At 49.5% G+C, this 22,803-nt stretch carries 24 protein-coding genes; 19 read left to right on the forward strand and 5 right to left on the reverse strand.

Annotation, left to right across the window (positions count from 1 at the left end; all coding sequences use genetic code 11):
• Positions 1–2: 2 nt before the first annotated feature.
• Both QOR82_RS01870 and alaS read left to right on the forward strand, forming a co-directional pair.
• Entirely contained in the window at positions 3–1,388 is a 1,386-nt protein-coding gene (locus QOR82_RS01870) for a DEAD/DEAH box helicase (RefSeq protein WP_283583070.1), read from the forward strand.
• A gap of 257 nt (positions 1,389–1,645) precedes the next feature.
• A complete protein-coding gene (gene alaS / locus QOR82_RS01875) occupies positions 1,646–4,300 on the forward strand; it encodes an alanine--tRNA ligase (protein ID WP_283583071.1) in 2,655 nt (884 codons plus the stop codon).
• 90 nt (positions 4,301–4,390) lie between these two features.
• On the opposite strand, the gene QOR82_RS01880 is transcribed toward alaS, so the two are convergent.
• On the reverse strand, positions 4,391–5,359 hold the full coding sequence (locus QOR82_RS01880) for an AEC family transporter (RefSeq protein ID WP_283583072.1): 969 nt from the start codon (positions 5,357–5,359) through the stop codon (positions 4,391–4,393).
• A gap of 36 nt (positions 5,360–5,395) precedes the next feature.
• Positions 5,396–7,033 carry a malolactic enzyme gene (locus QOR82_RS01885; protein WP_283583073.1) on the reverse strand — a complete coding sequence of 546 codons (1,638 nt, stop codon included), beginning with the start codon at positions 7,031–7,033 and terminating at the stop codon, positions 5,396–5,398.
• A gap of 123 nt (positions 7,034–7,156) precedes the next feature.
• On the opposite strand from QOR82_RS01885, the gene QOR82_RS01890 reads away from it, so the two are divergent.
• From QOR82_RS01890 to QOR82_RS01905, 4 genes are all read left to right on the forward strand, one after another.
• Positions 7,157–8,032, forward strand: coding sequence for a LysR substrate-binding domain-containing protein (locus QOR82_RS01890; RefSeq protein ID WP_283583074.1), 876 nt, complete (start codon positions 7,157–7,159; stop codon positions 8,030–8,032).
• A gap of 103 nt (positions 8,033–8,135) precedes the next feature.
• Positions 8,136–8,408: an IreB family regulatory phosphoprotein gene (locus tag QOR82_RS01895; protein ID WP_283583075.1), complete on the forward strand. Its 273-nt coding sequence runs from the start codon at positions 8,136–8,138 to the stop codon at positions 8,406–8,408.
• Positions 8,408–8,851, forward strand: a complete 444-nt coding sequence (gene ruvX, locus QOR82_RS01900; protein WP_283583095.1) for a Holliday junction resolvase RuvX — start codon at positions 8,408–8,410, stop codon at positions 8,849–8,851. The genes QOR82_RS01895 and ruvX overlap by 1 nt, the downstream gene beginning before the upstream one ends.
• Before the next feature lie 4 nt (positions 8,852–8,855).
• Positions 8,856–9,164: a DUF1292 domain-containing protein gene (locus QOR82_RS01905; protein WP_283583076.1), complete on the forward strand. Its 309-nt coding sequence runs from the start codon at positions 8,856–8,858 to the stop codon at positions 9,162–9,164.
• Between the two features lie 53 nt (positions 9,165–9,217).
• Here QOR82_RS01905 and rnhC read toward each other — a convergent pair whose 3' ends face one another.
• On the reverse strand, positions 9,218–10,120 hold the full coding sequence (gene rnhC / locus QOR82_RS01910) for a ribonuclease HIII (protein ID WP_283583077.1): 903 nt from the start codon (positions 10,118–10,120) through the stop codon (positions 9,218–9,220).
• Between the two features lie 92 nt (positions 10,121–10,212).
• Between rnhC and QOR82_RS01915 the strand changes: the two genes are divergently transcribed.
• The 4 genes from QOR82_RS01915 to QOR82_RS01930 all read left to right on the forward strand — a co-directional run bounded on the left by QOR82_RS01915 (position 10,213) and on the right by QOR82_RS01930 (position 14,739).
• The gene (locus tag QOR82_RS01915) at positions 10,213–10,737 is read left to right on the forward strand and encodes a CvpA family protein (RefSeq protein ID WP_283583078.1); all 525 of its coding nucleotides are present in this window, start codon (positions 10,213–10,215) and stop codon (positions 10,735–10,737) included.
• 14 nt (positions 10,738–10,751) lie between these two features.
• Positions 10,752–13,136 carry an endonuclease MutS2 gene (locus tag QOR82_RS01920; RefSeq protein WP_283583096.1) on the forward strand — a complete coding sequence of 795 codons (2,385 nt, stop codon included), beginning with the start codon at positions 10,752–10,754 and terminating at the stop codon, positions 13,134–13,136.
• 90 nt (positions 13,137–13,226) lie between these two features.
• On the forward strand, positions 13,227–13,541 hold the full coding sequence (gene trxA / locus QOR82_RS01925) for a thioredoxin (protein WP_283583079.1): 315 nt from the start codon (positions 13,227–13,229) through the stop codon (positions 13,539–13,541).
• 169 nt (positions 13,542–13,710) lie between these two features.
• The gene (locus QOR82_RS01930) at positions 13,711–14,739 is read left to right on the forward strand and encodes a branched-chain amino acid aminotransferase (RefSeq protein ID WP_283583080.1); all 1,029 of its coding nucleotides are present in this window, start codon (positions 13,711–13,713) and stop codon (positions 14,737–14,739) included.
• 64 nt (positions 14,740–14,803) lie between these two features.
• Here the strand turns inward: QOR82_RS01930 and QOR82_RS01935 are convergent, their stop codons facing one another.
• The gene (locus QOR82_RS01935; RefSeq protein WP_283583081.1) at positions 14,804–15,334 is read right to left on the reverse strand and encodes a DUF2507 domain-containing protein; all 531 of its coding nucleotides are present in this window, start codon (positions 15,332–15,334) and stop codon (positions 14,804–14,806) included.
• A gap of 129 nt (positions 15,335–15,463) precedes the next feature.
• On the opposite strand from QOR82_RS01935, the gene murI reads away from it, so the two are divergent.
• Genes murI through cbpB form a run of 4 tightly spaced genes read left to right on the forward strand, consistent with a single transcriptional unit; the run spans position 15,464 to position 17,846 of the window.
• The gene (gene murI / locus QOR82_RS01940; protein WP_283583097.1) at positions 15,464–16,264 is read left to right on the forward strand and encodes a glutamate racemase; all 801 of its coding nucleotides are present in this window, start codon (positions 15,464–15,466) and stop codon (positions 16,262–16,264) included.
• 9 nt (positions 16,265–16,273) lie between these two features.
• Positions 16,274–16,867 carry an XTP/dITP diphosphatase gene (locus QOR82_RS01945; protein WP_283583082.1) on the forward strand — a complete coding sequence of 198 codons (594 nt, stop codon included), beginning with the start codon at positions 16,274–16,276 and terminating at the stop codon, positions 16,865–16,867.
• Positions 16,867–17,394, forward strand: coding sequence for a metallophosphoesterase (locus QOR82_RS01950; RefSeq protein ID WP_283583083.1), 528 nt, complete (start codon positions 16,867–16,869; stop codon positions 17,392–17,394). The genes QOR82_RS01945 and QOR82_RS01950 overlap by 1 nt, the downstream gene beginning before the upstream one ends.
• A complete protein-coding gene (cbpB, locus tag QOR82_RS01955; protein ID WP_283583084.1) occupies positions 17,394–17,846 on the forward strand; it encodes a cyclic-di-AMP-binding protein CbpB in 453 nt (150 codons plus the stop codon). Before QOR82_RS01950 ends, cbpB begins: the two co-directional genes overlap by 1 nt.
• A 66-nt stretch (positions 17,847–17,912) precedes the next feature.
• Here cbpB and QOR82_RS01960 read toward each other — a convergent pair whose 3' ends face one another.
• Complete coding sequence (locus QOR82_RS01960; protein ID WP_283583085.1) at positions 17,913–18,770, reverse strand: mechanosensitive ion channel family protein; 858 nt, start codon at positions 18,768–18,770, stop codon at positions 17,913–17,915.
• 126 nt (positions 18,771–18,896) lie between these two features.
• Between QOR82_RS01960 and QOR82_RS01965 the strand changes: the two genes are divergently transcribed.
• From QOR82_RS01965 to QOR82_RS01985, 5 genes are all read left to right on the forward strand, one after another.
• Positions 18,897–19,322, forward strand: coding sequence for a DUF948 domain-containing protein (locus QOR82_RS01965; RefSeq protein WP_283583086.1), 426 nt, complete (start codon positions 18,897–18,899; stop codon positions 19,320–19,322).
• Position 19,323: 1 nt separating this feature from the next.
• On the forward strand, positions 19,324–19,716 hold the full coding sequence (locus QOR82_RS01970) for a hypothetical protein (protein WP_283583087.1): 393 nt from the start codon (positions 19,324–19,326) through the stop codon (positions 19,714–19,716).
• Positions 19,717–19,892: 176 nt separating this feature from the next.
• On the forward strand, positions 19,893–20,903 hold the full coding sequence (gene ccpA / locus QOR82_RS01975; protein WP_283583088.1) for a catabolite control protein A: 1,011 nt from the start codon (positions 19,893–19,895) through the stop codon (positions 20,901–20,903).
• Positions 20,904–20,913: 10 nt separating this feature from the next.
• Complete coding sequence (locus tag QOR82_RS01980) at positions 20,914–21,768, forward strand: hypothetical protein (protein WP_283583089.1); 855 nt, start codon at positions 20,914–20,916, stop codon at positions 21,766–21,768.
• Between the two features lie 82 nt (positions 21,769–21,850).
• Positions 21,851–22,591, forward strand: a complete 741-nt coding sequence (locus QOR82_RS01985; RefSeq protein ID WP_283583090.1) for a YebC/PmpR family DNA-binding transcriptional regulator — start codon at positions 21,851–21,853, stop codon at positions 22,589–22,591.
• Positions 22,592–22,803: the final 212 nt, after the last annotated feature.

Here is a 22,803-nt window from a genome sequence, read left to right on the forward strand (position 1 = left end):
TTATGGCAAATAGTTTTCAAGATTTTCATTTTCAACCCTTTGTCAACCAAGCAATCACCGATCTGGGTTTTAAACAGCCGACACCGGTGCAGGAGAAAGTGATTCCGGTTATTCAGGCTGGCAGGAGTGTTGTCGGACAGTCAGCAACCGGGAGTGGGAAGACCCACGCTTTTTTACTGCCAATCTTTGATCAGCTGCAGGCTGACTTGCACGAGGTTCAAGCCGTGATCACCACACCGAGCCGGGAACTGGCTTACCAGATTTATGCTGCTGCCAAACAGATTAATCACTTTGCTCCCCATGCCTTTATCGTTCATAATTACGTTGGCGGGACTGACCGGGAGCGGCAGGAAAAGCAACTGGCTAAGCAGCAGCCCCAGTTAGTCATCGGGACCCCGGGGCGTGTCAATGACATGGTTGAACATGGTGGTTTGGATATTCACACTGCCCATCGTTTCGTCGTTGACGAGGCCGATATGACCTTCGACATGGGCTTTTTGACGACTGTTGACCAAATTGCCAGCCGCTTTCCTGATGACTTGCAGATGATGGTCTTTTCGGCGACGATTCCGGTGAAATTGCGGCCGTTTTTGAAGAAGTACATGGAAAATCCGGTGGTGGAAGAAATTCCGGTTGCTACGGTGATCAACCCGAATGTCGATAACTGGTTGTTGTCGACGAAAGGGAGTGACAAAAACCAGTTGATCTACCGCTTGCTGACGATGGGTGAACCGTACCTAGCCCTGGTCTTTGCAAACACGCGTGAGCGGGCGACTGAACTGGCCGATTATTTGAACAGTCAGGGCTTGAAAGTGGCCTTGGTTCATGGTGGTTTGGCCCCCCGGCAACGTAAACGAGTGATGCGGGAGATTAAGAAGCTGGAATACCAATACATCGTGGCAACGGACTTAGCGGCCCGGGGAATCGATATCGAGGGTGTTTCCCTGGTGATCAACGATGATATCCCGTCTGATCTCGAATATTTTGTCCACCGGGTCGGACGGACTGGTCGGGCCAATTTGAAGGGAACCGCGATCACCTTGTACGCCCCGGCAGAGGACGAGTTGATTAACCAACTAGAAGAGCGGGGAATTCACTTCAGCCCGAAGACGATTAAGGACGGGCGGGTGGTTGACACCCACGACCGTAACCGGCGCCAGAAACGACTCAAGAAGCACGACCAGCTTGATCCGTCGATGATCGGCTTTGTCAAAAAGATGAAGAAGAAGGTCAAGCCCGGCTATAAGAAGCGGATTCGTAAGGCAATTGAAGATGACCGGGCCTACAAGTGGCGTAAAGCTAAGCAACACGAGGAACGGCATGCTCGGCGCCAGCGGCAACGGCGTCACCGGGCTGAGCGAGCAGCTCGGATGAAAAAACAGGATTGATTTTCAGAGAGAGGACGTATATAATTTTCTCTGTTTGGGATATGCTGCTGGTAAGGAACTTGCAGAAACGTTTTGGTGATGGAAAAAACGACGAATTACCTCCAGTGCTCCCCAGATGATCAACGATAATCAGGTCCGTTTCGGACATTTAAGAGGTATACGATTAGTCATCGTTTGCAAGACGAGTGGTACCGCGTCATGGGCGTCTCGTCACCGCAACGGTGGCTTTTTGTTTGCTTAAGAAAGGATGGAATTCAATGAAGGAATTAAAACACCTTAACAGCGCCCAGGTGCGGAGCATGTTCTTGGAATTCTTCAAGGAACATGGTCACAAGATTATGCCGAGCCAATCACTGGTTCCGGTCGACGACCCGACTCTGCTCTGGATCAACTCTGGAGTTGCCACAATGAAGAAGTACTTTGACGGCAAGGTGGTTCCAGATAACCCGCGGATGACCAGTTCGCAGAAGAGTATTCGGACTAACGACATTGAAAACGTCGGTAAGACCGCACGTCACCACACGATGTTTGAAATGTTGGGGAACTTCTCAGTCGGTGATTACTTCAAGAAGGAAGTCATCCCCTGGGCATGGGAATTGCTGACTGGCGACAAGTGGTTTGCCTTTGATCCTTCCAAGATTTATATCACTTACTACCCAAAGGACACCGACGCCTACGATTTGTGGCGGAAAGTCGGGGTTGCTGAAGATCATTTGGTTCCCGACAAGGATAACTTCTGGGACATCGGGCAAGGTCCATCCGGTCCGGACACGGAAATGTACTATGATCGGGGCCAAGAAATGAATAACGTGGCCGAAGACGACCCGGAAAACTATCCTGGTGGCGAAAACCAGCGTTATCTGGAAATCTGGAACATCGTATTCAGTCAGTTCAACCATACTCCAGAAGATACTTACGAACCACTGCCCCATAAGAACATCGATACTGGGATGGGGCTGGAACGGGTGGTTTCCATCTTTGAAAATGCCCCAACCAATTTTGAAACCGACCTTTTCTTGCCGCTGATCCACCAGACGGAAGGTTTCAGCACGAAGAAGTACGCTGCTAACAAAGACGACGACATCCAATTTAAGATCATTGCCGACCACATTCGGACCATTACCTTTGCGATCGGTGACGGAGCCTTGCCGTCAAATATGGGCCGTGGTTACGTCATCCGGCGTCTCTTGCGGCGGGCCGTGGTTGCCGGCAAGAAGCTGGGAATCGACGAACCATTCCTCTACAAGATGGTCCCGACCGTTGGGAAGATCATGGAAGATTATTACCCAGACGTTTTGCAAAATGCTGACTACATCCAAAAAGTTGTTAAGTCTGAAGAAGACCGCTTCAGTTCGACCCTGAACGGCGGTTTGAATCTGTTAAACTCCGTGATTGCTGATGCCAAGAAGAGTGGCAACAAGCAGATTGACGGGCGGACAGCCTTTAAGCTCTATGATACCTACGGCTTCCCGGTTGAATTGACCCGTGAATACGCAAATGATGAGGGCTTGAGCGTTGATGAGGAAGGCTTCAGTGCCGCTATGACCGAACAGCAAAACCGTGCTCGGCAAGCCCGCGATATGGACAACGGGATGGGGGTTCAGGAAGACGTTTGGACCGAATTCACCGATGCCAGCAAGTATGTTGGCTATACCGACCTGCAGGTTGACGGCGCCAAAGTGATTGGTCTGGTCCAAGACGGCAAACACGTCGATCAGGCCGAACCAAAGGATAAGACGGACGTTGAAGTCATTTTTGACAAGACGCCGTTCTACGCCGAAATGGGTGGCCAGGTTGCCGATACCGGTGACATTATTGACAACTATGGTAAAAAGGTCGGTCGGGTCGTCGACGTGCAACACGCACCGCACCAGCAAAACCTGCACCGGATTCAACTGACGATGCCAATCAAGCTGGGATCCCGTTACAAGCTAGTAGTAGATCGGGAGCGGCACTTGAAGATTGAAAAGAACCATACTGCTACTCACCTGCTCGATCAAGCCCTGCGGAACGTCCTGGGCGGTCACACCCAGCAGGCTGGTTCCTTGGTCGAAGAACATTACCTACGTTTTGATTTCAACCACTTTGGCCAAGTCACGGCCAAGGATCTGAAGGCTGTTGAAAAGATGGTCAATGAACAGATTTGGAAGGAAATTCCGGTGGAAACGGTTGAAACCGACATCGATTCCGCTAAGGAAATGGGGGCAATTGCTCTCTTCTCCGACAAATACGGCAAGCGGGTGCGGGTCGTTAAAATTGGCGACTTCAACACCGAATTCTGTGGCGGCGACCATGTCAAGAACACTAACGAACTCGGTCTGTTTAAGATCGTTTCTGAAGGTGGGGTTGGTGCTGGTATTCGCCGGATCGAAGCGGTTACGGCTAGTGATGCCTTCGCCTTTATGCAGGATCGGGTCGATTGGCTCGACCAAGTAGCGGCTGATTTGAAAGTCAGCCAGCAAAAGGACGTTCCCCACCAGGTAAGCGAACTGAGTAAACAGCTGAAGCAGACCAAGAAGCAGGTAGCTGCTCTTCAGTCCAAGATTGCGGCCCAACAGGCTAGTGATGTCTTTGGTGACGTTCAACAGACCGCGAAGGGGACACTCATCGCTGCCCAGGTTAAGGTCGCTGGCATGGGTCAGCTCCGTGAACTCGCTGACCAGTGGCGGGACAAGGAACTATCTGAGGTGCTAGTATTGGCGACAGCCAATGGCGACAAAGCTAATATGCTGGTTGCCGTTAGTGACGATGGTGTCAAGAAAGGTCTGAAAGCTGGTAACATCATCAAGGCCATTGCCCCAGCCATCAACGGCGGCGGCGGCGGCCGGCCAAACTTGGCCCAGGCCGGTGGCAAGAAGGCGGCCGGTATCCCGACTGCTCTTAAACAGGCGGCTGAATTGATGAATAAATAAATGACAATTTCTTGCATTAGCAATCACGATGCTGGAAATTGTGAACGCAAAAAGGGTGGACGCCAGTTAGCGCCCACCCTTTTTGTGGCCTTAAACAAATTGAAGAATTGACATTAAAATTGGGACAACAACGACGAAGAGGACGGTACTCATCACGACCACGTCGGTGGCGTACTTCACATCGCCATGGGCTTCAGCGGCCAAGATTGGCAGGACAGCCAGCATCGGCGTGGCGGATTGGACAACCAGGGTCTGTCGCATCAAACTTGGTAGCTGAAGACCAACTGTTCCAGCTCCTAACTTAATTAGGAGAATCAGGACCAGTGGGGAGATAATAAAGCGGCCTAGTAATGCCAGAATGGAATCGCGTTCGAAATGGAAATTATTGAGACCAGCGTCATAAAGAACGATCCCGATATAGATCAGTGACAGCGGTGTCACTAGACTGCCAACATAAGACACGGTCTGACCCAGGAAGTTTGGTACCGGGATGCCGATCAACAACCAGATGATTGAGAAGATGAAACCAACGAGTGGCATTGGCAGGAGCTTATGCCAGTCGAATTCTTGCTTGCTTTTATTCTGGTCACTAGTCGGGTCATCGTTTTGAATGAGGAAGACCCCGAAGGCCCAGGTCGAAACGGTGTTGACGATGTAGTAGATCAAGAAGTACGACATCGCTTTTGAGCCGAAGAGGGCGTTGTTCAGCGGCATTCCGATGAAAATCGTGTTGGCGTTGGCGACAGCGTTGATGAAGATTCCACGCTGCCCTTTGCGAATGTGAAAAATTTTGACGGCGGCAAAGGCCAGGAGGTAGGAGATGACGACCGCTAGGGCCGGAAAGATGATCCCAATGCCGAGGCTTGCCAGCTTATCGCGGCTCAGGTATTTCATAACACTTACAAAAATCGATGCTGGCAGAGCGATTTTGGTGATCAGACTGGCAATGTTGGAGCCAAAAGTGTCACCGAACCAGCCGTTGCGGCGCAGAATGTAGCCCAGCGCCATGATCAGGACGATTTCGACGACGCTGGAAACGGAAGTCAGAAAAACAGTCATATGTTAAGGTGCCCCTTTCCATTTAGCAATATTCTTTTAGTAATGGGGAGTCCACTTGAGCTTGGCAACGGCCTTTTTGGCGTCGGTGATCCCGTCAGCCGCCAGTCCCTGGTCAATTGCGGACTGGGCAACGACCTCGGCAACCGTCGTCGTAAATTCTTCCAGCTTAGCAACTGGTGGCAGGACAGCAGCTCCCGGTTGGTCGGGGTCGACAATTCCACCAAGGGCGTGGGCGGCAGCTACCAGCATTTGGTCGTTGACTACTTTGGCACCGGCAGCGATCTCCCCGAAGCCGACGCCGGGGTAGACGAGGGCGTTGTTGGCCTGACCGATGGTGTAAGTAGTCCCCTTATATTCAACGTTGTCGACGGGAATCCCGGTCGCGGTCAAAACGCGGCCGTCGGTCCACTTGATCAGGTCAGCCGGCATGGCTTCAATCAACTTTGTGGGGTTGGAGATCGGGAAGATGATTGGCCGATCGGTGTGGGCCGCCATTTCTTTGACGACGTCTTCGGTGAAGGCACCAGCTTGCTTAGACGTCCCGATCATAACGGTTGGGTGGACAGCTTTGACAACGCTCAGCAAGTCGGTGAGTTCATCAGCGTTGGTAAATTCGCTGCGCGACCGGGTAAATTGCTTTTGCTCCGGAGTCAGGCCTTCAGTATCGTCAAAGAGCAGACCCTGGACGTCGACAAGGTAGAAGTGCTTCTTGGCCTCCGCCGGAGCGACGCCCTGGCGAACCATTTCGTCGTAGAGCATCTTGGCGATCCCCATGCCGGCGGTTCCAGCACCAAAGGTCAAGAACTTTTGATCGGCGATCTTTTCCTTACTGATGTTCAGTGCTCCGAGGACGCCAGCAAGGGCGATGATCCCGGTTCCTTGGACATCGTCGTTAAAGACTGGCATATCGTCTTTGTACTTGTTGAGAATGACGGTAGCATTATCACGACCAAAGTCTTCAAAATGAAGCAGGGCCTGGGGGAAGAGCGAACGTGATGCCTGGACGAAGGCATCGACGAGCTGGTAATACTTGTCACCGGTAACACGGCGGTGACGTTCACCGAGGTAGGTTGGATCGTCGAGCAGTTGCTGATTGTTCGTCCCGGCGTCCAGGGAGACGGCGAGAACTTGGGCGGGATCGATACCGGCAGCGGCAGTATAGACCATCAATTTGCCGACGGCGATGTCGGTTCCGTTGACGCCCCAATCGCCGATTCCCAGGATTCCTTCCGCATCGGTGACGACGATCAGCCGGATGTCGCGACCATCGGCAGCATTCTGCAAGCTAGTCTTTACCTGGTCGGGGTGGTCAACCGATAGGAAGGCAGCCTGTTGAGGTTGGACGAAGATTTGGCTGTAATTTTCGATCGATTCCGCGATCACTGGATCGTAGACAATTGGCATGAACTCGACGATGTGCTGACCCATCAAGTAAAAGAAGAGGGTCCGATTGGTGTTAAAGATTTCCATCAAAAATTGCCGCTGGGGCAGGCCGGCCGGCTTCGTCTTGAACTGAGCATAAGTTTGATCGGCCTGTTCTTGCAGGGTTTGCACTTTAGCCGGCAGGCTGCCGATCAGTCCCAGGCGTTGCCGCTCGGCCAGGGTGAAACCTGTACCCTTGTTGATGTAAGGATTGTTTAGAATATCGATTGCTTTTGTCATGATTTTGGCCATCCTTTCGTGTGTTAATGTAAATTTCGCGGTTAGTATAGCAAGCTGAAAAAAAGATAGTCAAATAGCTAATGAATGATAAAATATTTTTATATGAGCGATTAAAATGGCGAAAGGACGGGAAAAATGAACACCAAAGATTTGCAATACTTTCATCAGCTCGCTAGTCTAAAAAATTTTTCTAAAGTTGCGGCTACCTTCCAGGTAAGTCAGCCGACGGTGACAGTGGCTATTCAGCGTCTGGAAAAGCAATTTGCCGTTCCGTTGATTGTTCGCGACCGTTCACATCATGCGGTGGAGTTGACCAGTTTTGGTCGCCAGTTAGACCGCCATGTGGTGAACATTCTAAATGAATTAGAATTAGCACAAAAAGAGGCGGCACACACCCAAATGAAGCAAGTTCGCTTTGGCTTGCCGCCAATTATTGGTAATTATTACTTTCCTTCCTTAGTACCCGACCTCCTGCAGCGTCACCTTTTAGCACGCTTGGAAATTGTCGAACGGGGATCTAATGAAACGCTCAAGCAGCTAAGAAGCGGGGAGCTGGACATGGCTCTGTTAGGGTCGCTTTCGCCGCTTGAGTATGATCAGCTGGCCGCTTCGACGATTGTTAAAATGCCTTTTGGTATCCTAGTAGCTAAGGATAGTGATCTCGCGGCCAAGGCGGAAAGCGGCGTCTTTTTGCGGGATCTCAAAAAGCGGTCCTTTGTTGCTCTGGACGAAAAGTTTATCCATCACCAGGCCTTTCGGCGGGTAGCCAATGCGGCGCATGTTCGCCCGCGAATCATTTACCGGACAGCAGACGTTCATGTCCTTGGGGCACTGGTGGCCAAACACATTGGTATCGCTTTTCTAACTTCCTTAGCGGCTGCCATTGATCCGCAGACAGTTTTGATTCCGTTATTAGATGACCAGCAACCATTGTTTTATATTTCTAAGGTTCGCCGGGAGCAGACAATTCTCGATGGCATTAAAAAGGAGCTGTGGCAACAGCTTGGCTAGTCCTTAAATATTAAATGCTGGTTACAAGCAGCTAGATTGATTGTTGTTTTGGTAATGGTATAGTACAATCAGTAATTGAGAATAAGTATGGGGAGGTGTCATTATGGACTCCAATAATGATGACAAAACAATGTTCTACGACTTTAACCAAGAACATGAAAAGACCAGCCAACAGACGTTAAAGACTGTGTATGACGCCTTGAATGAAAAGGGCTATAACCCGATTAATCAGATTGTCGGTTACTTATTGTCTGGTGATCCCGCCTACATTCCACGGTTGAAAAATGCCCGGAATTTGATTCGTGAACACGAACGCGACGAGATTATTGAAGAACTTGTTCGTTTCTACCTGAAAAATAACGGGGACGTGAAATGATGCGCTTGATGGGATTAGACGTTGGCTCTAAAACGGTCGGAATTGCTTTTAGTGATCCTCTTGGTTGGACGGCCCAAGCCCAGGAAATTATCCCAATTAACGAAGATGAGGGACAATTTGGCATCGATCGGGTTGCCGAGTTAACCAAAAAGGGCCAGATTGCGGGCTTTGTAATCGGTTTGCCTAAAAACATGAATAATACATCCGGTCCGCGGGTGGAAGCTTCCAAGCATTACGGGGAATTGCTGAAGGAGCGTTTTCCCGAAATTCCAATCGACTACCAGGATGAGCGCTTGACGACCGTCGAAGCTCACCGGATGCTGGTCGAAGAAGCCGACATTTCCCGACGCAAGCAGAAAAAGGTCATTGATGAACTAGCCGCGACCCTGATTTTGCAGAACTATTTGGATGCTCATGGCAAATTAACACAGAAATTGAGGTAAGGAAATGAAGCAGCAACAAGACTCTTCACATTACGATGGCGAAGTCTTCACCTTGGTTGACGAAAAGGGCAACGAAGAGCTGTACAAAGAGGCTCTGCGTTTTCAATCTGACCAAAATCACAAGTGGTACATCGTCTTGTACCCGCTCGATGAAGAGAACAGCGATGAAGTCAGTTTGCAGGCCTTCTCGTTCCGTGATGACGGCCAAGGCGGTGATATCGCCCTTGAACCGATTGACAATGACGAAGAATGGGACATGGTCTCCGAAGTAATCAATACCTTTGTCGACGACGATGGCAATTTCAACGCCTAATGATAAAAAGACTCCCAGCATCCGCAACGGATCACTGAGGGTCTTTGTTCGTATTAATGATCTTTCAATCGCGCTAATTGAGTAGCTTTTTTCGTATTAGCAAAGTGCAGCTTGGCAAAGTCGGCTAGGTTTAGGCCCCGTCGCAAGAGTTTAGCAGCCACTTCATCGACCACGTGGCCGGCACCAATTGGCAGGGTCAGTCCCGCCTGCTGGGAGAGAGCATCCATCCGGGTCAATGAATAGTAACGAGCAACCACCGAAGCGGCTGCGACCGCGACATGGGCCTGTTCTCCTTTGACGCGGAAAAAGACATTTTGCTTGATGATCTGCTTTTGCCCCTGTAGGTGACGAAAATAAGTGTTCGCGGGTTCAAATTGGTCGATGAGAATGCCTTGCGGTTTAGTGGGGGCAATTTTGGTCAGGACCTTGCTGAGAGCGAAGTTGTGACACAAGGCTTTGAGTTGAGCCTGGTTATAGCGCCTGATTCGATCATTATAGGTTGCAGGATCCAAGTTGACGATGTGGTAGGGGCAGAGCTTCATCACCCGGTGGGCCAACTTGATAATTTCGGGGTCGGACAGGGTCTTGGAATCCTTCACTCCCATTGCAGTTACTTCTTGGATTTTTTCGCGAGCAACGTAAACGGCGGCAACGGTCAAAGGGCCAAAATAGGACCCGACGCCGACCTCATCAGAGCCGAGAACTGACCAGGAAGCAAAGCCGGCCGGTAGCCCAGCTGGATCAGATTGGGTGGCAGCGTCGGGTGACCACTTTGCTGCCTCGCTTGTGGATCGCTGTCCTTGAAACATTACTTTGTGTGATTTGGGATAGCCGGTAATGGTAACGCCAGCTTTTTTTTGGTGAAAACTCGCTCCCGTTGGCATTTTCCCCGAGTTTCCGTAGTAGTCAGCCATTTTGTCAAAGGTTGTGGGACTGACCTTAATCACTGTTTGCATCTGAAAACTCCCTTTCTGGGTTCGTTTTTGTTTTATGTCTGTTGATGGCAATGCTAAAATACAGCATATAACAAAGAATAAGGAAGAAACAAATGATCTTAACGAGCTTGATTATAATCATCCTGGCGGGCTGCTTTTTGCATGGCCGCCGGCGGGGCTTGCTGATGATGCTGATTTCTTTGGGGACGTATTTGATCTCCTTAGTTGCGGCCCGCATCGTTGCCAGGTCGGTCGGTAACGCCTTAGCGAACGGTCATTCCCTGACCAATCCCACTGCCTTTAGCACAGACTTGTTGCAGATGGTTGATGGAACACACTTTTTTTATAATGGCATTGCCTTTATGCTGACCTTTGCAGTGGTTTCCGCGATTTTACACTGGCTTTTGTACCGGTTGAACTGGTTGAATCGCTTGCCAGTGCTGGGGACGCTGAACGGCTGGGCAGGTGGCCTTTTTGAGTTAGTTTTGGGCTACATGATGATCGATATTATTTTGCTGATTCTTCAGCTCTGGCCAAATGATTGGTGGCAGATGCAATTTTCCCAGTCGGGACTTGCCCAGTGGATTGTCAACAATGCAAGAGTTGTGATGAAGCTCTTAGTTAGTTGGATCGGATAGGAGTAATAAAAATGATGAACCAAAAAATAATTGAAACCCTTGAATTTAGCCGGATCCGCCAACAGTTAAGCCAGTATTTGGTGACGGCGGCCGGCAAGATCGAAGCAAAAAATCTTCAGCCGTCGACGGATCGACAAGCAGTGCAAGATCAGCTTGTCGAAACCACAGATGGGGCTGATATTCTGCGGCTAAAAGACGGTATCCCAATTCCTAAATTGGTGGATATTTCAGAACCGCTGAAACGATTGCGGGTCAAGGCTCGTTTGAACGGGACTGAATTAGCGCAGATTACCCAGGTATTGCGGGCTAGCATGAGTGTTCGCAACTTCTTCGAAGAGCTTCACGAAAGCAGCGAGGTTAATCTGCGGCGCTTGCCGCAGCGCGTTGACGAATTAGTGACTATTCCGTCAGTCACTAAGCGCCTGATCCAGTCAATTGATCCAGACGGACGAATCAACGACGAAGCATCGGCTAAGCTTCACGGGATTCGTCAGCTGATTAGCAAGACCGAAGATGAAATTCATACCCAGATGCAGTCTTACACCCACGGCAAACGCGCTAAGTACTTGAGCAATCCGATTGTGACGATGCGCAATGACCGTTACGTTATTCCAGTTCAGTCACGCTATCGGCACCAGATTGGCGGGGTAGTCCACGATCAAAGTGCCAGCGGTCAAACCCTTTACATTGAGCCGGAGGATGCGGTGGAACTCAACAACCGTTTGCGTCAGTCACAAATTGACGAACGACAGGAAATAATTCATGTCTTGACAGAGTTGTCCAAGATGATCACTCCTTACCGTCACGACATCGCTCATAACGCCGAAGTGTTGGGCCATCTCGACTTTGTCAACGCAAAGGCCAAATTGGCTCAGACGCAAAAGGCCAGTTTGCCCTTGATATCTGCCGATAACCAGATTGCCCTGCGGAAGGCACGCCACCCGTTGATCGATCCAGAAAAGGTTGTCGCTAACGATATCAAACTGGGGGGTGACTACTCGACGATTATCATCACCGGGCCCAACACCGGTGGGAAGACGATTACCTTGAAGACCGTCGGCCTGGTCCAACTGATGGCCCAGGCGGGTTTATTTATTCCAGCCAACGAGAACAGTCGGGTCGGTGTGTTCGACAACGTTTTTGCCGATATCGGGGATGAACAATCCTTGGAGCAGAACTTGTCGACCTTCTCCGGTCATATGGACAATGTCAAACGGATCTTGGAACGAGTCAGTGATCAGAGCCTGGTGCTCCTCGATGAATTGGGCGCCGGGACGGACCCGAAAGAAGGGGCGGCGCTGGCAATGTCGATTTTGGACCAACTAGGCGCCAAAGGCAGCATGGTCGTCGTGACGACTCACTATCCAGAATTGAAAGTCTATGGCTATGATCGCCCGGAAACGATCAACGCTTCGATGGAATTTGATAAGCAGACTCTCCAGCCAACCTATCGCTTACTGCTTGGAATTCCTGGTCAGTCCAACGGGATCGAAATTGCTCAGCGGCTTGGTATTGACGAAGCAATCATCGATGAGGCCAAGTCACTGGTCAGCGATGACAGTCAGGACCTTAACAAGATGATCGGGGAACTGGTTGAGCAACGGCGCCAGGCTCGTTTGGAGAACGAGCGCCTGCAAAAACTGGTCAAAGCGAATGCGGATAAGGCAGCTGATCTTCAGCAAAAGCTCGCCCGCTTCAACGAGTCTCGCGACAAGATGATGGAGCAGGCGCGGCAAAAAGCCAACCACCAGGTTTCGGTGGCCAAGCGAAAGGCAGACCGGATTATTCATCATCTTCGTCAAATGGAAATCTCTCAGGGCGGTCGGGTTAAAGAAAACCAGTTAATCGATGCCAAAGGACAATTGAATGCGCTCCATGCCGATGATCCCCGCTTGAAACACAATAGTGTCCTCAAGAGAGCACACCAAAAGCACGATCTTCATGTTGGTGATACCGTGCTAGTCAAGTCTTATGGTCAACAGGGGACCCTTTTGGGTAAACGTGGGGCTCACAACTGGATTGTTCAGCTGGGTATCCTGAAGATGGAAATTGACGAGAATAATCTGGAAAAGCTGAGTGCAAAGCAGGTTGCGGCTCAGCAGAAAAAAGAAAAGCACCAGGTTCATCGTTCTCCGGTGCGGACCACCCAAACTCGGCACACAACGGCCCGCTTGGACTTGCGTGGCGAGCGCTACGAGCAGGCGATGAACGACTTGGAACAGTTTATCGACCATGCACTCTTGAATAACTTATCGCCAGTAACGATTGTTCACGGCAAAGGGACGGGAGCCTTGCGTAAAGGAACCCAACAATTCTTGCGAAGTAACCCGCGGGTGAAGTCGTTTGATTATGCCGCTCCGAATAACGGCGGCGACGGGGCCACGATTGTCTACTTCTGATTTTCTTATTAAAAGTAAGCAGATCTATTGGCGGTCCGGCCAGAATTTGCTATCATAATGATGAAAATAAATCTTTGAGGAGTGATGATGATGGCAGTTGCAGTAACAACCGACAAGACGTTTGAGGCAGATACAGCCAAGGGCTTATCAGTGACTGACTTTTGGGCAACTTGGTGCGGCCCGTGTCGGATGCAAAGCCCAGTGGTCGAAAAACTCTCGGACGAGTTAGCCGGAAAGGTGAAATTCACGAAACTTGATGTCGATCGGAATCAAGAAACGGCTGCGAAGTTCCAGGTGATGAGTATCCCAACCCTCCTGGTGAAAAAAGACGGTAAGGTTGTCGACACGATCGTGGGCTACCATAGTCGGGAACAGTTGTTACAGATTTTGCAGCCTTACATGTAAACTTCATAATCTTAAGCAATTTGGGCCGTGATGATTTGAATATCACGGTCTTTTTTTATTTTCGGAATTTACTCTGGACAGGGTTTCTTGCTTAGACTATATTAAAAAGCAATGAGAATAAGCTTACATCAATCTAATGGTACTTGCTTTGTCACAGGAGGCAATTGTTATGGCAAAAATTCGTCCCGAAGATCTCGATTTTAATAACTTGGGCTTTGAATATCACGATCTGCCCTACCGCTTTGTTGAACGGTTTGAAAATGGCCAATGGCAAGGTGGCAAGTTGGTCGAAGATTCGACCATTACCTTGTCGGAGGCGGCTGAAGTGCTGCATTACGGGCAGGAAGTGTTCGAAGGGCTGAAGGCTTACCGGACTAAGGACGGTCATATTAACCTTTTTCGGCCCGATCAGAATGCACACCGGATGGCCAACTCTGCCAAACGAATGATGATGGAGCCCTATCCTGAAGATAAATTTGTTGATGCCATTAAGCAGGTTGTCCTGGCCAACGAAGAATTTATTCCACCGTACGGTAGCGGTGGTTCGCTATATCTGCGGCCGTTCATGATCGGGACGGATCCGTTGGTGGGAGTAGCTCCTTCCAAGAGCTACACTTTTCACGTCTACGCTACGCCCGTTGGCTTTTACGTCAAAGGACTGAATCCAATGCCGTACACCGTCAGCAAGTACGACCGGGCTGCTGCTTACGGGACTGGTCAGGCTAAAACGTCAGGAAACTACGCTGGTTCACTGCTCCCGGAATTGACGGCCAAGCGGGAAGGATTCGCTGATTGCCTTTACCTCGACCCGAAGGAACACAAGTACATCGATGAATTCTCTGGCGCCAACTTCTTTGGGATCACTAAGGAAGGGCAGTTCGTTACGCCAAAGTCGAATTCGATTCTCCCATCGGTAACGAAGCGATCATTACTGCAAATTGCTGATGACCTGGATCTCAACCCAATCGAAACGAAGATTAACATTAATACCGACCTAGATAAATTGGCCGAAGCCGGAGCAATGGGGAAGGCGGCTGTGATTTCACCGGTCGGTTCCCTGACTTATCAGGGGCAAAAACACGTCTTCTACAGTGAAAAGGAGACTGGTCCGGTAACAACTAAGCTTTACAAGACCCTGTATGGGATTCAACTGGGCAATGTTGAGGACCGACACGGCTGGATTCAACAGATCAAGTAGGTCAAGAAAGAATAAATATAAAATGAAGGGGCTGTGGTCACGACGATCACAGCCCCTTTTATTGCTATTCTTTTTTCTTACCCAATTTTTTCTTGGATTTCTTTTCTGATGTCGGTTCATCGCCCTGAAGATGAATAAACCGGGCGATTTCGGCCTGGCTATCGTCAGCATCGGCCGGGTCGTGTTGAACGACGATGTCGATGCTGCTGCGCCGACGGTCAACGATATCGGCTTCCGCGGCCGCACCGACCCGAAATTCGGTTTCCATCGCCAGAAAACCAGCTTCAAGGTCGAAAGAGACTTTCTCGTGATCGATTGCGAGCCGTTCGTTCACCACGGGGCCGCCCAAACGGTAGAGCTTTTGGTTACGGCCCGTTTTGCGCAGACTGAGATCGCCAAAGCCCAGTTGCTTGGTTAAGGTGATCAGTTCGTCAACTGAAGCGACCGGATACTGACGGGCAATATCCTTGCCAATCCAGTAAGAAATTCCGTTGGTTTCTTTACCGAGCAGAGCCGGTAACAGCACATCACGCAGAGTGCTGCTGGCAAGGCCCCGTTTAGAATTGATAAAACGATTGTAGCTTTCTTGACTCATGATTTGCTCCCTTTTTTGTTCAGCTATTATAATAACCGCCCGTGGACTGACATGCTAGGGGAAACTTGAAAAAAGCGGCTAAAACGCAGATAATGGAGTTTCAAGATATAACGAAAGATGGTGAAGGTAATGGATCAACGGCCAATCGGAGTCATGGATTCTGGCCTGGGCGGTTTGTCAGTTGTCCGCTTGCTGCACCAGCGTTTGCCGCACGAATCAGTGATTTTCGTTGGTGATCAGCAGCACTTCCCTTATGGGACGCGGGTACAAGATGAAATTCGTTCCTTTGCGCTCATAATTGGTAAATTTCTAGTTCAGCAAAACATTAAGTTAATGGTTATTGCTTGCAACACGGCAACGGCGGCGGCTCTGACTCTTTTGCAAAAAGAATTACCGGTACCGGTGATCGGTGTTATCCAGCCAGGGGCGGTGGCGGCTGTCAGCTTGCCCTACCACGACCGGATCGGCGTCATTGCTACCGAGTCGACGATCAATGACGGGGCCTACGTTCGGGCGATTAAGTCGTTGTCGCCAAAAACAACTGTCCTTGCTAAGGCAACACAGCCGTTGGTGGCGATCGTCGAACACGGGCAAACTGGCACCCTAAAAGCCCAAAGGGCCGTCAATGAGCAGCTGGCTGTTTTCCGGCAGAAACCAGTTGACGGCTTGGTTTTGGGATGTACCCATTTTCCCTTTTTGACCAAGGAAATTATGCAAACTCTCGGCCCAACGGTTGCCATCATCGATCCGGCAGGAGAAACGGTTCAGCTGGTGGCGCGGGTGCTGACTAAACATGATGCCCTTGCAACGACAACGGATAAGGGCCAATTGACACTTTATTCAACAGGTGCCGCATCCGATTTGGCTGCCGGTGCCCGGAAATGGTTAGGTAAGCAGGATTTAACAAGCAAACACCTGGCATTGTTTTAGGAGGTTATTATGGAGACACTAGTTGTTGCAACAAAAAACATGGGCAAAGCGCGCGAGTATTCAGAGATGTTTTATCCTTATGGGATCAAAATTAAAACCCTCAAAGATTTTCCGGCTTTTGCGATTGACGAAAACGGAGCCAGCTTTGAAGAAAATGCCACTATCAAGGCCCAAGCGGCGGTTGACCACCTGCATTTGCCAGTTCTGGCAGACGATTCTGGACTCTGTGTCGATGCACTGAACGGGGCGCCGGGAATTCACTCAGCCCGGTACGCAGGAGATCATGACTTTGCTGCCAACAACGCGAAATTGTTGCGGGAAATGGCTGACGTTCCTGATGACAAGCGGACCGCTCATTTTCATACAACAATTGTTTGTCTCAAGCCTGATGGCAAGAAACTAGTTGTTCATGGTGACGTTCAGGGGCACATCCTGCACGAATTGCACGGTCAAAACGGTTTTGGCTACGACCCGCTTTTCTACGCTGATGACTTAGGCAAGCCGATGGGAGTCCTTTCCGACGAAGAGAAAAACTCCATCAGCCACCGGGGCCGGGCCATGCGTGCGCTAATGAAGCAGTTCGAAGGGTGGTGGAACGACTAATGAAATTTCTTTTTGCAAGTGATAATCATGGCGATGCCGCGATTTTAAAAGAAATTGCGAATCGTTTTGCCCCGCAGGTCGATGTTATGTTCCACTGTGGTGATTCAACGATGCAACCGAATGATCCGGCGATGGCACCTTTCACCGGAATCAAAGGCAATAATGACTGGCAATTAGATTATCCCCAAGAGTTGTTAGTCAAAAGGGGCGGGGAGCAAATTTTTCTGACCCACGGCGACCGCTACAACGTTTATACTGGACTGGGTCAGTTAGAAAATGAGGCGAAGCGGCGTCGGGCGACGATCGTGGCGTTTGGTCATACTCACCAAATCTTGTGCCAAATGCATTCCCAAACCTTGTTTCTGAATCCGGGCAGCACTAGCTTGCCGCGCGGCCAATATGCTAATTTGGGTGGCACTTTCGCGATTGTCACTAGTGAGGACCATTTATTTGAGGTGCAGTATTATGATCGGCAGATGCAGCCGGTTTCTGATTTGCATTTTCGTTTTCAACGTGAGGAGATCTGATGATTAATCATAAAATCGAAGCTGAGCTGGCACGCTGGCACAACAATTACATGGTTCCGGCGAGTCAGGTAGCGACAGTCAATGTCGATAATTCCTTGGCCCACGCTTTTTTGGTTTTGACAACTGATAAGTTTGCCAAGATTGTGGTGGTTGATAACGACAATCATTATCGGGGCCAATTATCTCTAGCGATGATTAACAGTCAGCTGATGGAGACCACAAAGTTCAATTTTGCGAAGTTGGATCAGTTGAAGGTGGCTTCTGCGATGAATACTGAGGCATCGGTCAGCCATGATCCAGATGATTTTGAAGGCAATTATCGGTTGTTGCTGGATCAGTCATTTGTGCCGGTCGTCGCTGAAGATGAGGTCTTTTGCGGGATTGTCACCCGGCGCAAGCTGATGGAGGCCGTCGATTTCGTCATGCACGATAATCACCCGGGAATTCAATAGTAATATAAAAGACTGCTAATCATTGCGGCCCGGTAGGAAACTGGGGACGCTGATTAGCAGTCTTTTCTATTTTTCATCTGGGCTTAAAACAATGCCCTCCTGGTGGAAGGCTTTGAGATAAGCAGCCAGGGCACGGGCACCGAGCTCGGTTTGCTGACCGTTTTTGCTCGTCAGCAGGACCCGGTAAACAAGGTGACCGTTGATCGTGACTGGCCCGACAATTTGCGGCTGGTCGATGAGTGAGTCTTCCTCCTGCACTAGGCTGTGATTAACTGCCCGAACAACTTGCTCAATTTGGGCGAGAGGCGCATTGTTAGAAATATTGATATCAACTGTTGAAACCATGTTATTCCGGCTGAAGTTGCGGACCACAGTGATGGAGCGATTGGGGATGAAATTGAGGGTGCCATCAGCACTAGTGATTTGGGTTGTTCGCAAGCCGAGGGCGGTAACTGAACCCTTGATAGTCCCGATCTCCACCACATCGCCAACGTCAATCTGTTGTTCCATCAGGATGAAGAAACCATTGACAACGTCGGCAACAAAACCCTGGGCACCGAGACCCAAGGCAATACTGAAGATGCCCGCGCCAGCTACTAGTGTTCCGACCGGCACCCCTAAGATTTCCAGCAGACCGGAGAGCCAGAAAAAGAGGCAGGTGTAACGAAAAATATTGATTGCCAGAGAATTAAAGGTAGCAAGCCGGTGACCGGTCAATGACAGACGCTTTTGCGAATGATGAAAGGCGGCATTAATGATTTTCTTGCCCAGCCAGAGGACCAGCCAAAAAACAACTGTGACTAGGATTAGAGACAGACAGCGATTGACTAGGTGCTGGCCCAGTTCTTTCCAACTCAGATTAGTGAGGTATTTGCTAATGTTGTTGCTCTGCTTGAGCAGTTGCGGATTGATTGACAAGATCATGTGAGTTCTTCCCTTATTGAAATATCTTCATCTTATCATTGCCCAAGTGACCAATCAACAATGGCAAAGTTGCAGGCGGCAGGCTTTTCGTGCTATTCTGAACACGATATTTAAGGAGGGGTTGGCATGACAATTGGACAAATTGCGGGATTGATTGCGGCAGTTGCCTTCGTCGTCTTGGTTTGCTTTGTCGGTGTGTTCCTGCACCGCCTAGCCAAAACATTAACAGCAACCGAGGAGTCGCTTCGTTCCTTGACCAACGACGCCCATACTTTGAGTGAAAGTATGGATAAGGTTGTCAATAACACGAACGAATTGCTTGACGATATTAATGATAAGTCAGCGCAGTTGGATCCGGCGGTAAAGGCGGTTGCCGACGTCAGCGAGAGCGTCAGTGACGTTAATGCTGCTGCACACCGGCTCGCCGACAAGCTAAGCGAACGGCAGCGCAGTGTTTCTGCTGTGGAAAAAGTTGCGGGCAGTGCTGGCAAAATGGTTCTCCTGAATCTGGCAAGCAAATTACTGAGACGAAACGAAAGGAAGCGCAACTAAAATGAATCAAAAATTTATGGCTGGTTTGTTGATTGGCGCTGGAACGGCCTATCTGGGTTGGCGGTCTTTAAATGCCAAACAGCGTCAACAGCTGGCTAAAAAATTGCAGCGTGGTTGGTACGAAGCGGTTAATACTGCAACTGATTTTGCCCTGGACAGTGTTGATCTTGTCAGCGTAGCGGCAGATAAGTATCATCAGGCGTCAGGTGATAAGTGGCAGTCAGTGGCGGACGCGGTCAAAGATCGGGCCGATAGTGTTGCTGATCATTTCACGAATGCTGATTTTGACGAAGAAACCGCAGCAATTCGCGATGAACTGGCACGCGCCAAGCATAGCGATGGCGAGGGCGCCGAAGACGACATCGTCATTGATTTGGATAAGCAAGCGAAATAATTCTGTTAGCACAGATAAACAAGGCTCACAGCCGCCAGTTGGGAGGAAAGCTGTGAGCCTCTTTCTGTTTTCCTTACCGGATGATTTGCGGAAAGGGAAAATGTTTGCTATATTAAGTGCGGGTTTTATGAAAATTAATGAAAACATACTAGACTAACTAAGAAAGGGCTTAAACAATGGAAAAACAATCAGTTACCATATACACTGTTGCGCGTGAAGCGCGGGTTTCGATGGCAACGGTTTCGCGGGTTGTCAACGGCAATCCGAATGTTAAACCGGCAACACGGCAAAAAGTTTTGGATGTTATTAAAAAGCTGAACTACCGGCCTAACGCGGTGGCCCGTGGTTTGGCCAGCAAGAAGACAACTACCGTTGGGGTGGTGATTCCTGAAATTACGAACGCCTACTTTGCTGAGCTGGCGCAGGGAATTGACGATATTGCTACGATGTACAAGTACAATATTGTTTTGACAAACACTGACGTGGGTGGTCAAAAAACGGTCCAGGTAGTTCGCGGTTTGCTCGCCAAGCAAGTTGACGGCATTATCTACATGGGTCGTGATGTTAGTGACGAATTGCGGGAAGAATTGGATTCAAGTACGGTTCCGGTTGTAGTTGCCGGCTCCGTCACTAACGACGACAAGTTGCCAACAGTTCGCATTGATTATCGCAATGCGACCCGGCAAGCGGTTGAACGGCTGGTTAATGCCATTCACGAACCTGTGGCGATGGTGGTTGGTGCCAAGAATCGTAAGATCTACACGGACTATTATCTCAAGGGTTACCAAGAAGCTTTGAAAAATACCGGGATGAACTTTGACGATCAACTGGTTTTTGAGGCCAATGAATCTTATGACCAGGCTTATAAGTTGGCGCCAGCTATTTTACAATGCGGGGCGAAGGCTGCCTTCGTCACTGGTGACGATATGGCCGCCGGTTTACTTAACGGGCTAACTGATGCCGGGATTAAAGTACCAAACGAATTTCAAATCATTTCGGGTCACGACACCAAAGAAACGCGGTTGGTTCGGCCAATGTTGACCTCGATCACCCAGCCGCTTTACGATATTGGTGCCGTTTCGATGCGGCTGTTAACCAAGTTAATGGATAAAAAGGACCAGAATGCCGCTGACGAAAGCGATGTTTTACTGGAACACGGCTTTAGCGTTCGCCAAAGTACACGGTAGGTGATTTGGCTTGACTTCACGTGAAGAGTATCGTCAACAGCAGGGCCGGGATACTCCCGAACAAATGGAACCACAGGAGCCAGCAGCTTTTCCAACAGGTAGTCATCTGAGAATTCATACCATTATCATGTTTGCACTGGTGATCTGGCTTTTTCTGACGTCGTTTTGGCTGTATCGGACGATCTTTAATAAACAATTTGCCATCCGGGAAGCCAGCTCGACGGCAGTGGCTGACCAGATCAATTCAGCCGTTGATAGTGCTCTTGAGCAGTATAATTTACCTCATTCGATTTTGACTAAAAAGGAAACCAATTCCCTGGTGAAACAAGCGGTTAGTGACGTTTATGATAATCAGCGGATTTCACTGGATTTGTCACCAATCACTAACCAATTGCAATCGTCGGTGTCATCAACTCTCAGCAGTTACGGGATCGACAGTTCGCTGGCGGGTAATTCCATCAACGCCGTCAGCACCCAGCTGAACAGTGCGGTGAATGAACGGGTAAATAATGATTCGGTGAAGTCCTTTACCGAAGGCTTGCACACTGCTTCCTTGATTGACCTGGCAGTGATGGCAGTCAGCGGTATCCTGGCCGTTGTGCAGTTGGTGACTGCTTCCTTCCGTCGTTACCCCTTGAAATTACTTGCTTGGTCTGGATTTCTGGCGGCATTGTTACTGGCGGGAACGATTTCTGTGGGACGGCAGGTAGTACTTGAGGCGAGTCGCACCCTGCCTGATCTAGCTGCTTCAGTTGTCGGTGTTGTTAAGGATATCGCAAATTTTGGGTGGCGATTGGCAATCGTGACCGCGGTTATTTCCGCAATCTGCTTGCTGACACATACCTTGCTTAGCCTGCGTCGCTAGTTTTTTACTTGCAGTTTGGCTGAGACTTTGGTAAAATCATCGTGTTTGTTTGACTAATTATTTATGAAAAGAGGAGTTTGTAATGTCAGGACATTCAAAATGGCATAACATTCAAGGGCGGAAGAACGCTCAGGATGCTAAGCGTGGCAAGATTTTTCAGAAAATTTCCCGTGATTTGTACCAGGCTGCTAAAGCAGGTGATCCTGACCCAGCGAACAACCCTCAGTTGCGTCTGGTGATGGAAAAAGCTAATGCAGCTAACATGCCGAAGAAGAACGTTCAGCGTGCAATTGATAAGGCTACTGGTGCTGGTGGTGCCAACTACGAGGAAATCACCTACGAGGGCTACGCTCCGGGTGGTGTCGCTGTGATGGTTTCAGCACTGACTGACAACAAGAACCGGACGGCTGCGGCAGTGCGTTCTGCTTTCACCCACTCTGGTGGTTCTCTTGGGGCCAACGGTTCGGTTTCTTACATGTTCCATCGGCAGGGGTTGATCGAAATCCTGCGCGAAGGTTTGGATAAGAGTGAAGACGATGTAATGATGGATGCATTGGACGCCGGTGCTGATGACATGAAGTCGACAGATGATAAGTTCATCATTTCAACTGAACCGAGTCAGTTAACCGCAGTTCGTGACGCTTTGCAGGACAAGGGTTATGACCTGGATACTGCGGAAGTAACCATGATTCCGGAAAACAAGACGAAGGTCCCTGATGACAAGATTAGTCAGTACCAGCACCTCATCGATGAATTACAAAACAACGATGACGTTGCCGACATTTACGAAGCTGGCTACATCGAGGGTCAAGAGGACGATTAATAAAGACTTATCCCAAAGCTTCCCGCTCTTAGCGGGGAGTTTTTTTTGCACCGTTTCCTAAAAAGGGGAGCGGTGCTTTTTTGGCTCTTTGTCAATCGGTACTGATGATAAATTTTGGGAAAACTAGGCTATGCTACTAATGGCATTGGTCTAGTTTTTCTTTTGGGCAGATTTTTGATCATGATATTAGAATTTTTGAGAGCTAGAAGAAT

Source organism: Limosilactobacillus difficilis (assembly GCF_947387495.1).
Lineage (GTDB): Bacteria > Bacillota > Bacilli > Lactobacillales > Lactobacillaceae > Limosilactobacillus > Limosilactobacillus difficilis.

Bases quoted from the DNA above. Each gene is read 5' to 3' on its own strand.
- QOR82_RS01870 (WP_283583070.1), top strand. From the start codon at position 3: ATGGCAAATAGTTTTCAAGATTTTCATTTTCAACCCTTTGTCAACCAA.
- alaS (WP_283583071.1), top strand. From the start codon at position 1,646: ATGAAGGAATTAAAACACCTTAACAGCGCCCAGGTGCGGAGCATGTTC.
- QOR82_RS01880 (WP_283583072.1), bottom strand. From the start codon at position 5,359: ATGACTGTTTTTCTGACTTCCGTTTCCAGCGTCGTCGAAATCGTCCTG.
- QOR82_RS01885 (WP_283583073.1), bottom strand. From the start codon at position 7,033: ATGGCCAAAATCATGACAAAAGCAATCGATATTCTAAACAATCCTTAC.
- QOR82_RS01890 (WP_283583074.1), top strand. From the start codon at position 7,157: ATGAACACCAAAGATTTGCAATACTTTCATCAGCTCGCTAGTCTAAAA.
- QOR82_RS01895 (WP_283583075.1), top strand. From the start codon at position 8,136: ATGGACTCCAATAATGATGACAAAACAATGTTCTACGACTTTAACCAA.
- ruvX (WP_283583095.1), top strand. From the start codon at position 8,408: ATGCGCTTGATGGGATTAGACGTTGGCTCTAAAACGGTCGGAATTGCT.
- QOR82_RS01905 (WP_283583076.1), top strand. From the start codon at position 8,856: ATGAAGCAGCAACAAGACTCTTCACATTACGATGGCGAAGTCTTCACC.
- rnhC (WP_283583077.1), bottom strand. From the start codon at position 10,120: ATGCAAACAGTGATTAAGGTCAGTCCCACAACCTTTGACAAAATGGCT.
- QOR82_RS01915 (WP_283583078.1), top strand. From the start codon at position 10,213: ATGATCTTAACGAGCTTGATTATAATCATCCTGGCGGGCTGCTTTTTG.
- QOR82_RS01920 (WP_283583096.1), top strand. From the start codon at position 10,752: ATGAACCAAAAAATAATTGAAACCCTTGAATTTAGCCGGATCCGCCAA.
- trxA (WP_283583079.1), top strand. From the start codon at position 13,227: ATGGCAGTTGCAGTAACAACCGACAAGACGTTTGAGGCAGATACAGCC.
- QOR82_RS01930 (WP_283583080.1), top strand. From the start codon at position 13,711: ATGGCAAAAATTCGTCCCGAAGATCTCGATTTTAATAACTTGGGCTTT.
- QOR82_RS01935 (WP_283583081.1), bottom strand. From the start codon at position 15,334: ATGAGTCAAGAAAGCTACAATCGTTTTATCAATTCTAAACGGGGCCTT.
- murI (WP_283583097.1), top strand. From the start codon at position 15,464: ATGGATCAACGGCCAATCGGAGTCATGGATTCTGGCCTGGGCGGTTTG.
- QOR82_RS01945 (WP_283583082.1), top strand. From the start codon at position 16,274: ATGGAGACACTAGTTGTTGCAACAAAAAACATGGGCAAAGCGCGCGAG.
- QOR82_RS01950 (WP_283583083.1), top strand. From the start codon at position 16,867: ATGAAATTTCTTTTTGCAAGTGATAATCATGGCGATGCCGCGATTTTA.
- cbpB (WP_283583084.1), top strand. From the start codon at position 17,394: ATGATTAATCATAAAATCGAAGCTGAGCTGGCACGCTGGCACAACAAT.
- QOR82_RS01960 (WP_283583085.1), bottom strand. From the start codon at position 18,770: ATGATCTTGTCAATCAATCCGCAACTGCTCAAGCAGAGCAACAACATT.
- QOR82_RS01965 (WP_283583086.1), top strand. From the start codon at position 18,897: ATGACAATTGGACAAATTGCGGGATTGATTGCGGCAGTTGCCTTCGTC.
- QOR82_RS01970 (WP_283583087.1), top strand. From the start codon at position 19,324: ATGAATCAAAAATTTATGGCTGGTTTGTTGATTGGCGCTGGAACGGCC.
- ccpA (WP_283583088.1), top strand. From the start codon at position 19,893: ATGGAAAAACAATCAGTTACCATATACACTGTTGCGCGTGAAGCGCGG.
- QOR82_RS01985 (WP_283583090.1), top strand. From the start codon at position 21,851: ATGTCAGGACATTCAAAATGGCATAACATTCAAGGGCGGAAGAACGCT.